This is a genomic window from Pseudomonas sp. PvP028 (assembly GCF_017832255.1).
GTDB classification, from domain to species: Bacteria; Pseudomonadota; Gammaproteobacteria; order Pseudomonadales; family Pseudomonadaceae; genus Aquipseudomonas; species Aquipseudomonas syringae.
Window position 1 is genome coordinate 2611122 of sequence record NZ_JAFIBL010000001.1, and the last position, 11391, is coordinate 2622512.

Consider the following 11391-nt stretch of genomic DNA (forward strand, 5'->3'; position numbering starts at 1 on the left):
AAAAGTGTCAGTCAACCCTCAACAACACCAAAAATTTCTCATCAAAACAAAGTATTAGCGCCCGACGCTGAAGGTATATTCATTGGCGATTGACTACCCAACGGTTATGCCTATTGGTTCTTGACCAAGCCGCGTGCTTCCGTTTGTCTGCTGTTATGGTTGAAGGGCGTCACTAACGGCGGGTAGAGGTTTCAAGGATGAGCTCGATCACGCACACCAACACGCCGCAATTGGCGGTCAGCGATTCACGGGGTCTGCCGGTACGCAGTGTGCAGTTCTATCGTGGCGCTGATGGTCAGCCTGTTGACGCGAGGGTGACGCAGTACTATTTCGACAAGGCCGGGCGACTGATCGCCAGTCGCGATCCACGTTTTTCCAGTCGTTTGAAATACGGTATCTGTGCGCCTGTGAACCTGATGCAAATCGTCAGCTTGTCCGGGGCTTTGCTGTTATCGAAAAGTGTCGATTCAGGTTGGCGGGTGAGCCTGAACGGCGAAGCGGGGCAGTTAGTCGACAGCTGTGACGGACGTGAAAACCCGCGCCAGATCGAATACGACAGGCTGTTGCGCCCTTTGGCGATCAACGAATCAGGCCGAATGACCGAGCGCTTCACTTATGGCGGGCCTGCCACTGCTGAGCATAACCAGTGCAATCAACTGATTCGCCATGACGATACGGCAGGCTCGCGCTTGCTGCTGGACTATGGACTGTCGAGTAGGGCGTTGAGAGAAAAAAGGTACTTCCTGCAGTCGCCCGACAGCCCGGACTGGCCACTTGCCGAGCCTGATCGTGATGCACTGCTCGAGCCCGTCGGCCTGCAGACGCGCTGGGCTTTCAACGCGCAGGGCGAAGCGCAGGTGCAGACTGACGCCAACAGTAACGTCCAGCGTTTCAGCCACGGTGTGGATGGGCAACTGCGCGCTGTTGAACTGACCCTGGCCAATACGGAACAGCCGCAAACGCTGGTCAGTGCCATTCACTACGACGCGTTCAATCAGGTCGAGCAGGAGACCGCAGGAAATGGTGTAGTCAGTCGCTATGTGTATGATCAACAGGACGGTCGTCTGATTGAGCTCAGTGCGCTATCTGCCGACGGCTCGGTGTTGCAAAAACTGAACTACAGCTATGACCCGGCAGGTAACGTTCTACTCATCAACGATGCCTCGCAACCAGACCGGTATTGCGGCAATCAGCGTATCGAGCCGATAAACCGTTACTGTTACGACACGTTGTATCAGTTGATCGAAGCCACGGGGCGGGAGGTCAGAAACGGGGCCAGCCATGGTCCGGCGCTACCCGGTCTGCAACCTCTGCCGACGCTCGATCCTTGCCAGGTCAGCAACTACACACAGCGTTACAGCTACGACGCTGCGGGTAACCTGCTGCAAATGCGCCACGAAGGCGCACACAACTTCACCCGCAACATGCACGTTGCCCCGGACAGCAATCGCAGCCTGCCGGACGATGACGGGGATGTGGATTTCGCTACGAGTTTTGATGCCAACGGCAACCTGCTGCAACTGGTTCGCGGGCAGGTTATGGGCTGGGATGCGCGTAACCAGTTGCAGCACATCACCACTGTGCAGCGTAAAGACGCACCGAACGATGACGAACGCTATGTCTATGACGGCCAGGGTCAACGTTGTCGCAAGATCAGCACCGCGCAGGCATCAGGTCGCACACTGACCAATGAAGTTCGCTACCTGCCGGGACTGGAAGTTCGGACCACGGCCGATGGAGAAACTCTTCATGTCGTTACGGCTCAGGCGGGTCGCAACAGCGTGCGGGTGTTGCACTGGGAAGCCGGAAAACCAGGCGCTATTGCGAACGATCAGGTGCGTTACAGCCTGGGTGATCATCTGGGCTCGAGCACGCTGGAGCTTGATCAGCAAGGCGGCCTGATCAGCCAGGAAAGTTATTACCCCTTTGGCGGCACGGCCTGGTGGGCGGCGCGTAGTGCAGTGGAGGCCAAGTACAAAACAGTGCGTTATTCGGGGAAAGAGCGCGATGCCAGCGGGCTTTATTATTACGGCTTCAGGTATTACGCGCCGTGGTTGCAGCGGTGGATCAATCCGGACCCGGCGGGCGTGATCGGCGGTAATAATCGCTACGGTATGGTTGATAACAGCCCGGTTTCCAAAGTCGACCCAGATGGATTGATGCCTAAACCCTATCAAGGTAAAGGGGATGAATACGAGAAGAAGTCAGAAGCTCGAAACGAGACAATTCTGGCTCGTGGGCGTGAGCAGATAAGGCAGATGAATCAAAGTAACCCGCAAAAAATGGATCAAACGCTCGAACTCATGAAGCTTTCCTATCAGGGCAGTATATCGTCGCTAGGGGCATCCACAGCAGATTCAAAGCTGCTGGTCGGGATGGTCATGGGGGAAGAGTCGTTACACCATCTTCCAGCGCTTAAGAAGTCTTACAGGTCGCTGGATAATATTGTCAACGAGTATATAGGTGGAGAGCGATATAATCAGTTTGCAATTACAAAAGGTTCTATTGGACACGCCTACGTGACGTTTACAGATCCTCATAAGCGAATATTTCTGTCCAATGAGTTGGTTGACAAACACACCATGGGAAACGCATTGGCTGTTAGTCATGAGCTTTCTCACCTGATGGATGAGAGGACGTTGGATTTTGCCTATCTAAGCTCGCCGCTGGTAAAGGAGAAGCGGGCGACTCTTAGCAAGGCTCAGTTGACGTCACATTTCGATGGGTTGGCAAAGGCCTCGTACCGACTTTCTCAGGGTCTGGAAAATGACTATATCTTTTCTCGTATTAAGGACGTTGCGCTACGTGGTCAGCTCAAAGAAGCGGAGCTCATGAGCTTGTTTGAGGTTTCCGACGCACAGGACATGAAGGTTGAGCGTTTGAGCAGTCCAGTTGTAAGGGCGAACATCCTCCGGCGAAATGCCGATTCTGTTGCCGCTCTCGGGATGCTCGTGTCGCACAAGAGCCTTACCGCCAAGCTGACGTCCTGGGGACAATATACGCATGGCTGAACGTTCAAAAGATCGATGATTGACCGGCCTTTTTTGAACTCGACAGCTTGATTGGTTTCATTGCGATTCCCGTGCCAAGCCCTATCTGATCGCCGTACCGGGAAAAGGATTTTTATCAAACTTTCATGGATGAAGGTCATGAGTTCGATTGTGCACAGCAATACGCCAATACTGGCGGTCATTGACCCGCGTGCGCTGGCCGTGCGTAGCGTGCAGTTCTGTCGAACTGTGGCCGGGCAGCCTCTTGCCGCGCGGGTGACCCATCAGCGCTATGACTGGGCAGGGCGTCCGGTTGTCGGTCGTGATCCGCGTCTGTTCAGTCGCTCGGAAACCGAAGCGCAGACCCCGGCAAATCGGCTGGTCAGGTTCAGTCTGTCCGGAGCGGCCTTGCTGAGCGAAAGCGTCGACTCGGGTTGGCGACTGAACCTGATGGGCGAGGCCGGGCAGTTGCTTGAAAGCCGGGACGGGCGAGGCACTCAGCGCTTGATGGAATACGACAGTTCGCTGCGCCCGGTCTCTGTGACAGAGCAGGGGCTTGTCGTCGAACGCCTGGCCTATGGTGGCGCCGACGCCGTTGAGCATAACCAGTGCAATCAACTGATTCGCCATGACGATACGGCAGGGTCCCGTTTGCTGCATGACTACGGCCTGCTTGGCGCTGCGCTGTGTGAGAAACGGCATTTTTTGCAAGCGCCTGAAAGTCCGGACTGGCCGCTGCCCGAAGCAGAGCGCAATGCGTTGCTTGAGCCTGTCGGGCTGCAAACCCGCTGGGGTTTCAATGCGCTGGGCGAAGTGCTCGTGCAGACCGATGCCATGGGCAACACGCATGCCTTTGGCATGACCGTCGCTGGGCAGTTGAAAACTGCTGAACTGACATTGGCCGGTGCCGCACAGACGCAGACGCTGGTCAGTGAAATTCATTACAACGCGCTTGACCAGGTCGAGCAGGAAACGGCGGGCAATGGTGTTGTCAGTCATTTCCAATATGATCCGCAGGACAGTCGGCTCGGTGCGCTCAACGCGATGGCGGCGGATGGCGCGCTGTTGCAAAAGCTGATTTACAGCTATGACCCGGTCGGTAATATTCTGGTGGTCAACGATGCGTCCCAGCCAGACCGCTATTGTGACAACCAGCTTATCGAACCGATCAGCCGCTTCGAGTACGACACGCTGTATCAACTGATCGAAGCCAGCGGCCGTGAAGTCAGAAACGGTGCCAGCCATGGCCCGGCGTTGCCGGGCCTGCAATCTCTGCCGACGGATGATCCGTGTCAGGTCAGCAACTACACACAGCGTTACAGCTACGACGCTGCGGGTAACCTGCTGCAAATGCGCCACGAGGGCGCGCACGACTTCACCCGCAACATGCACGTTGATCCCGACAGCAATCGCAGCCTGTCCGACGCTGAAGGAGAAGTGGATTTCGCCACAAGTTTCGACGCCAACGGCAACCTGATGCAACTCGTGCGTGGGCAGACCATGAGCTGGGATGCGCGTAATCAGTTGCAGCACATCACCACCGTGCAACGTGAAGACGAGCCGAACGATGACGAACGCTATGTCTATGACGGCCAGGGTCAACGTTGTCGCAAGATCAGCACCTCGCAGGCATCAGGTCGCACACTGACCAACGAAGTTCGCTACCTGCCGGGGCTGGAAATTCGTACCACGGTCGATGGCGAAATCCTTCATGTCGTTACGGCTCAGGCGGGTCGCAACAGTGTGCGGGTGTTGCACTGGGAGGCTGGAAAACCGGATTCTATTGCGAACGATCAGGTGCGTTACAGCCTGGGTGATCATCTGGGCTCAAGCACGCTGGAGCTTGATCAGCAAGGCGGTCTGATCAGCCAGGAAAGTTATTACCCCTTTGGCGGCACGGCCTGGTGGGCGGCGCGTAGTGCAGTGGAGGCCAAGTACAAAACAGTTAGGTACTCGGGTAAAGAGCGTGACACCAGTGGGCTTTATTATTACGGGCTCAGGTATTACACGCCTTGGTTGCAAAGGTGGATCAATCCGGACCCGGCGGGGGATGTGGATGGGTTGAATCTGTACAGGATGGTCAGAAATAATCCGCTTGTTTACGTTGATGCGAAGGGCCAGCAACCTGAACCTGTTCCAAAAACTATTCACCAGATCTGGATAGGTGAAAACCGGGATGCCTTGAAGGCTCAGGTCAGCAATATCAACAGAACCGTTGAAATGGCGTGGGGGTATAAAGTGAAGTTGCATCTGGAAACGAGCAGGCCGGACATTTACTCTGAAATCGAAAAAGATTTGAAATCGGAAGTAGTCCCGCTCGCTGGGTCCGATTTTTTCCAGCGGTTCAAGGAGCAGCCGCTTTACGTGGCTTATGAAGATTTCCGAAAAAACAATCAGAATTACGCATTCGCGGTAGACGTTTTACGGATGCATACCGTTCATGAGTTGGGCGGAATTTATTCAGACGTTGATGATGTTTATACCGGCGCAGATACCGAGGATATGACGCCGTTGGGAGATCAATCACTGCTTGCTGAGCAGAACGAGGTTCTAACACTGAACCCGGTTCATGTGCCTTGGGAATCTGAATATTCGGTTGACAGTTTCATGGTTAACAATAGCTCGTTTGCCGCTCATGCCGGTGCTGGCGTATTACACGATATGATGGACGAAGGTGTCAAACGGTATAACAGTGCTTTAAACAGCGGGCTCTATCCAGATCCTATGGGGCTGTCGGGGATCGGCTTTAATTTAATTTGGAACGATGATGCAGACGCAAGGGTGCGAGTATTGTCAAACATCGTAGGCCCTGGTCTGTTTACAGACGTAATAGGCCGATCTGATCAAGAGTACGGAGACTTACTGGATCATTTTAGAGCTTACGTTTTTGACGACGCCCCTTTTACAGCTGACGAACAAATGATGAGGAAAATGCCGTTGAACGCCTATATACGGAGCGGCGCGGCGCAAACCTGGCGCTGACCATAACCGATAAAACCCGCCTCAATGAGACGGGTTTTATCCAGTATTTACTGCACTTCCACCGCCAGACTGTCGCTGATCTTCTTCTGCCAGATCTGCGGGCCGGTTATGTGAACGGATTCGCCGGTGCTGTCTACCGCAACGGTCACCGGCATGTCCTTGACCTCGAACTCGTAGATCGCTTCCATGCCCAGCTCGGCGAAGGCCACGACGCGGGATTTCTTGATCGCCTGAGCCACCAGATAGGCAGCACCACCAACGGCCATCAGGTACACGGCCTTGTGGTCACGGATCGCTTCGATGGCGGTCGGGCCGCGTTCGGACTTGCCGATCATGCCCAGCAACCCGGTCTGATCGAGGATCTGCCGGGTGAACTTGTCCATCCGGGTGGCCGTGGTCGGGCCGGCCGGGCCGACGACTTCTTCGCGTACCGGATCAACCGGGCCGACGTAGTAGATGAAGCGACCCTTGAGGTCTACCGGCAGGGTTTCACCCCTGTTGAGCATTTCGACCATGCGCTTGTGCGCTGCGTCGCGGCCGGTGAGCATCTTGCCATTGAGCAAAACGGTTTCGCCCGGTTTCCAGCTTTGTACTTCTTCCGGGGTCAGGGTATCGAGGTTGACGCGGCGGGCCGATGGGCCGGCTTCCCAGACGATTTCCGGGTAGGCGTCCAGCGATGGAGCCTCCAGCGAGGCAGGGCCGCTGCCGTCGAGCACGAAGTGCGCGTGGCGGGTGGCGGCGCAGTTGGGGATCATGCACACCGGCAGCGACGCGGCGTGGGTCGGGTAATCCATGATCTTGACGTCGAGCACGGTGGTCAGGCCGCCCAGGCCCTGAGCGCCAATGCCCAGCTGGTTGACCTTCTCGAACAGCTCCAGACGCATCTCTTCGATACGATTCTGCGGGCCGCGGGCTTTCAGTTCGTGAATGTCGATGGACTCCATCAACACTTCCTTGGCCATGACCGCGGCCTTTTCTGCGGTGCCGCCGATGCCGATGCCGAGCATGCCCGGCGGGCACCAGCCTGCGCCCATGGTCGGAACGGTTTTCAGAACCCAGTCGACGATCGAGTCGGACGGGTTGAGCATCGCCATCTTCGATTTGTTTTCCGAGCCGCCGCCTTTTGCCGCGACGTCCACTTCCACGGTGTTACCCGGGACGATGGAGTAGTGAATGACGGCCGGGGTGTTGTCCTTGGTGTTTTTGCGAGCGCCTGCCGGATCGGCAAGGATCGAGGCACGCAGCACGTTTTCAGGCAGGTTGTACGCGCGGCGCACGCCTTCGTTGATCATGTCGTCCAGGCCCATGGTGGCGCCGTCCCAGCGAACATCCATCCCCACGCGCACAAAAACCGTGACGATGCCGGTGTCCTGGCAGATCGGGCGATGACCGGTCGCGCACATGCGCGAGTTGATCAGGATCTGGGCGATGGAGTCACGAGCGGCAGGCGACTCTTCACGCAGATACGCCTCGTGCATGGCCTGGATGAAGTCCACGGGGTGGTAATAGGAAATGAACTGCAGTGCGTCTGCAACGCTCTGAATCAGGTCGTCTTGCTTGATCACGGTCATGCGGCGCGCTCCTCTGTAAGGACGGGAACATTCAATTACGCTATCGGCGGCAGTCTGGAACTGCGGCTTGAACCAGAGCTGTCAGGGTGGCGATAGCGGGCGCAAAAAGGCGCGGCAGTATAACCCGCCCGACAGGCCAGTCTGTACAATCGCCGTTATTTTCTGCACAGGCCGTTTTGATGCCTCAATTGCATGTGGGTGAGCTTAGCTGGTCGGTGGCATCGGCCAGCAATCTGCTCGACGCCCTGAACCATGCCGGTATTCCGGTCCCTTACAGCTGTCGTGCCGGCAGTTGCCATGCGTGTCTGGTGCGCGTCGTAAAGGGCGAGCCTGAAGATGCTTTGCCCGACGCGCTGCCTGTCGAAAAGCGCCAGCAGGGTTGGCGGCTTGCCTGTCAGTGCCGAGTGACGGGGGATCTGGCTGTCGAGGTGTTTGACCCACAGCGTGATGGCCTGCCTGCCACGGTGGCAGGCTGCGACTGGCTCTCTGCATCGGTGCTGCGTTTGCGTCTGGAGCCAGCGCGACCGCTGCGCTACAGCGCCGGGCAGCACCAGGTGTTGTGGACCGAGAGCGGTGTTGCGCGGCCTTACTCGCTGGCGAGCCTTCCCGGTGAGGATGCATTTCTGGAGTTTCACATTGACTGCCTGCAGCCCGGGGCCTTCCGTGACGTCACCCGCCAGTTGCAGGTCGGTGACGCCCTGAGGCTCGGCGAGTTGCGTGGCGGGGCGCTGCGTTACGACCCGGACTGGCAGGAAAAACCCTTGTTGCTGCTGGCCGCCGGCACCGGGCTCGGGCCCTTGTGGGGTGTACTGCGCGAGGCGCTGCGCCAGGACCATCAGGGCGCCATACGCGTGATTCATCTGGCCCGCGACAGCCAGGAGCACTACCTGGCCGATGAACTGCACGCCCTGGCTGAGCGTTATCCCCAAGTGCATGTTCAGTTGGTTACCCCGCAGACGCTACAGGCAACCCTGGCTGAACTGCGCCTGTTGTCGCGGCACGCGATGGCGCTGGTGTGTGGCAGTGCCGACAGCGTGGAGATATTCGCCAAACGCCTCTACCTGGCAGGTCTGCCGCGTAATCAGTTGCTGGCGGATGTGTTTGTGGCGCGGGATTAAGAGTGACGTCAGTTACAGCTCTCGTTCTTCGGCACGATAATCACATGATTCGCAGGGCTGACCCAACGCAAAAGGCCCCGACTCTTGCGAGACGGGGCCTTGGCTTGCTGTGTGCTGCGATCAGACCAATGGGTCGCCAACGTGCAGAATCTTCATGCCGTTGGTGCCGCCGATGGTGTGGTAGCTGTCGCCCTTGGTGAGGATGACCCAGTCACCTTGCTCGACCAGACCACGCTTGAGCAGTTCGTCGACTGCGGCCTGGCTGACCTGACCTGGCGGCAGGGCTGCCGGGTCGAATGGCACGGTGTAGACACCACGGAACATCGCTGCACGCGCCTGAGTACCACGGTGCGGAGAGAACGCGTAGATCGGCACCGAAGAGCGAATGCGCGACATGATCAGCGGGGTATAGCCGCTTTCGGTCAGTGCGATGATCGCCTTCACACCCGGGAAGTGGTTGGCGGTGTACATGGCCGCCAGCGCGATGCTTTCATCGCAACGGGTGAAGGAGTGACCGATACGGTGGCTGGAAGTCTTGCCGGTCGGGTGCTTTTCAGCACCGATGCAGATACGGGCCATGGCCTGAACCGCTTCGATCGGGTAGGAGCCTGCAGCACTTTCGGCCGACAGCATCACAGCGTCGGTGTAGTCGAGCACGGCGTTGGCCACGTCGGACACTTCGGCACGCGTCGGCATGGGGCTGGAGATCATCGACTCCATCATCTGCGTGGCAACGATCACTGCCTTGTTGTGGCGACGAGCGTGCAGGATGATGCGTTTCTGTACGCCGACCAGTTCGGCATCACCGATTTCAACGCCCAGGTCACCACGAGCGACCATGACCGCGTCACTGGCGCGGATCAGCTCATCCAGCACTTCGTCGTTGGCAACGGCTTCGGCGCGTTCGATCTTGGCCACCAGCCAGGCCGTACCACCGGATTCGTCGCGCAACTGGCGAGCGTATTCCATGTCGGCGGCGTCGCGCGGGAAGGAAACGGCCAGGTAGTCCAGGTCCATCTCGGCAGCGAGCTTGATGTCCTGCTTGTCTTTTTCGGTCAGTGCCGGCGCCGTCAGGCCACCACCACGACGGTTGATGCCTTTGTGGTCGGACAGCGGGCCGCCGATCAGCACGGTGCAGTGTAGTTCGTTAGCGGTCTGGGTGTCGACGCGCATGACCACGCGACCATCGTCGAGCAGCAACTCGTCGCCTACGCCGCAATCCTTGACCAGATCCGGGTAGTCGATACCCACGATCTGTTGGTTGCCACTGGTCAGCGGATGAGCGGTGGAGAAGGTGAACTTGTCACCGACCTTCAGCTCTATTCGCTTGTCGGTGAACTTTGCGATACGGATCTTCGGACCCTGCAGGTCGCCCAGCAGAGCGACAAAACGCCCGTGTCTGGCGGCGATTTCGCGGATCAGCCTGGCGCGAGCCTTGTGCTCGTCCGGAGTACCGTGGGAGAAGTTCAGACGAGCAACGTCCAGACCCGAAAGGATCAGTTGTTCGATGACTTCCGGCGAATTGCTGGCAGGGCCAAGTGTGGCGACGATTTTGGTGCGGCGAACGGTCATGCACAAACTCCTTAATTGAAGCGCAGCGAGAGGCTACTCCTGTCTGGGTCTTTAGTCATTGTTCCTTTGCACTACCGTGTCAGGGTCAGGGAGGGCAATCGGCTGACAACCGGCGCTCTATTGGCCTGAAGAAACAGGCTGTGACGCCGATACAGGGCAGAGAACAGGAGAGTCCCATGCGTATTGTAACGATTGTTGTATTACTGACTGCGCTCAGCGGTTGCACCCGCTGGGCGATGAATTCCAACCTTGATCACGCTTACCGTGCCTATCAGGAAGGTGACTGTGATCGGGTGATGCTCGATCTCTCCAAGGTCGAACGCCAGAGCCGCTCGCGCCGTTATGTCCAGCCGGAAGTGTCGATGTTGCGCGGCCAGTGCCTGGAACGACAGAAATTGTATGTCGATGCGGCACAGACCTATCAATTCCTGATGGCGCAGTATCCAGAAAGTGAATACGCCTTCCGTGCACGTGCCAGACTCGACACGCTGGCACAAACAGGTCTTTACCCCAGGGCTCAACCTGCCAGACCCATACCTGTACCGGTTCGAAACGCTCCTGTATCGAAATAATTACCCTCGTTTGAATGGAAGGTGCTGTGTTCGGGTGGATTTCGAATAATTGTGAGCTAGGCTGAGGTCACAAAACGGACGAGCTGCAGGGCTCCGGGTCGAGACTGTTGCCTGGATAGCCTCTGTCGTGCAGCGCATTAGAAGTCCGCAACGAACACACGGTGCCGCGTGGTCGCAGCATCGGTCTCTGAAGGCAGCCTGCCATGTATAAAGAGCGGAAAATCGAACGTCATCAACTGCAGGATTATCTGCAGGTTTTCAATCGTCATACCGGCAAGCTGGTGGGGTGTCTGGGGAATGTGTCCGGTGATGGGCTGATGCTTATCAGCAGCCTGCCGGTGCTTGTGGGCGCGAGATTCGATCTGTGCCTGAAACTGCCGAATGGCAATGTCGGACAGCCCATCGATGTGAGCGCCAGGTGCCTCTGGTGTCACGAAGACGAGACACCCGGCAGCTATGACTCCGGTTTTGAATTGTGTCAGGTCTCGACAGAGTATCTGGAGTTCGTGCAGCTGTTGCGACAGTACTTCTGTTTTTACCCCTCCTACGAAGCCTCTGCCTGAGGCTGCTGCCTGACGGGCAGGGC

The 11391-nt window shown here is 57.4% G+C and carries 7 protein-coding genes; 5 read left to right on the plus strand and 2 right to left on the minus strand.

Annotated features, from left to right (window positions below):
* The first annotated feature begins 197 nt into the window (after window positions 1–197).
* Window positions 198–3011 (plus strand): RHS repeat-associated core domain-containing protein, encoded by a 2814-nt coding sequence (locus tag JOE34_RS11675; RefSeq protein ID WP_046266515.1) that lies wholly within the window; start codon window positions 198–200, stop codon window positions 3009–3011.
* A 138-nt stretch (window positions 3012–3149) separates the two neighbouring features.
* Complete coding sequence (locus JOE34_RS11680) at window positions 3150–5972, plus strand: RHS repeat-associated core domain-containing protein (protein WP_057445457.1); 2823 nt, start codon at window positions 3150–3152, stop codon at window positions 5970–5972.
* Window positions 5973–6019: 47 nt separating this feature from the next.
* Here the strand turns inward: JOE34_RS11680 and JOE34_RS11685 are convergent, their stop codons facing one another.
* Complete coding sequence (locus tag JOE34_RS11685) at window positions 6020–7543, minus strand: fumarate hydratase (RefSeq protein ID WP_003418683.1); 1524 nt, start codon at window positions 7541–7543, stop codon at window positions 6020–6022.
* A gap of 179 nt (window positions 7544–7722) precedes the next feature.
* On the opposite strand from JOE34_RS11685, the gene JOE34_RS11690 reads away from it, so the two are divergent.
* Window positions 7723–8661 carry an iron-sulfur-binding ferredoxin reductase gene (locus tag JOE34_RS11690; protein ID WP_209995771.1) on the plus strand — a complete coding sequence of 313 codons (939 nt, stop codon included), beginning with the start codon at window positions 7723–7725 and terminating at the stop codon, window positions 8659–8661.
* Window positions 8662–8781: 120 nt separating this feature from the next.
* Here the strand turns inward: JOE34_RS11690 and pyk are convergent, their stop codons facing one another.
* Window positions 8782–10233, minus strand: coding sequence for a pyruvate kinase (pyk, locus tag JOE34_RS11695; RefSeq protein WP_003345368.1), 1452 nt, complete (start codon window positions 10231–10233; stop codon window positions 8782–8784).
* A 176-nt stretch (window positions 10234–10409) separates the two neighbouring features.
* Between pyk and JOE34_RS11700 the strand changes: the two genes are divergently transcribed.
* Both JOE34_RS11700 and JOE34_RS11705 read left to right on the plus strand, forming a co-directional pair.
* Window positions 10410–10805, plus strand: a complete 396-nt coding sequence (locus JOE34_RS11700) for a lipoprotein (protein ID WP_003345370.1) — start codon at window positions 10410–10412, stop codon at window positions 10803–10805.
* Window positions 10806–11008: 203 nt separating this feature from the next.
* Window positions 11009–11368, plus strand: a complete 360-nt coding sequence (locus JOE34_RS11705) for a PilZ domain-containing protein (RefSeq protein WP_010423964.1) — start codon at window positions 11009–11011, stop codon at window positions 11366–11368.
* Window positions 11369–11391 lie beyond the last annotated feature (23 nt).

What these genes read in the sequence shown, in the direction of transcription:
- JOE34_RS11675 (WP_046266515.1), top strand. Translation starts at nt 198, where the DNA reads ATGAGCTCGATCACGCACACCAACACGCCGCAATTGGCGGTCAGCGAT.
- JOE34_RS11680 (WP_057445457.1), top strand. Translation starts at nt 3,150, where the DNA reads ATGAGTTCGATTGTGCACAGCAATACGCCAATACTGGCGGTCATTGAC.
- JOE34_RS11685 (WP_003418683.1), bottom strand. Translation starts at nt 7,543, where the DNA reads ATGACCGTGATCAAGCAAGACGACCTGATTCAGAGCGTTGCAGACGCA.
- JOE34_RS11690 (WP_209995771.1), top strand. Translation starts at nt 7,723, where the DNA reads ATGCCTCAATTGCATGTGGGTGAGCTTAGCTGGTCGGTGGCATCGGCC.
- pyk (WP_003345368.1), bottom strand. Translation starts at nt 10,233, where the DNA reads ATGACCGTTCGCCGCACCAAAATCGTCGCCACACTTGGCCCTGCCAGC.
- JOE34_RS11700 (WP_003345370.1), top strand. Translation starts at nt 10,410, where the DNA reads ATGCGTATTGTAACGATTGTTGTATTACTGACTGCGCTCAGCGGTTGC.
- JOE34_RS11705 (WP_010423964.1), top strand. Translation starts at nt 11,009, where the DNA reads ATGTATAAAGAGCGGAAAATCGAACGTCATCAACTGCAGGATTATCTG.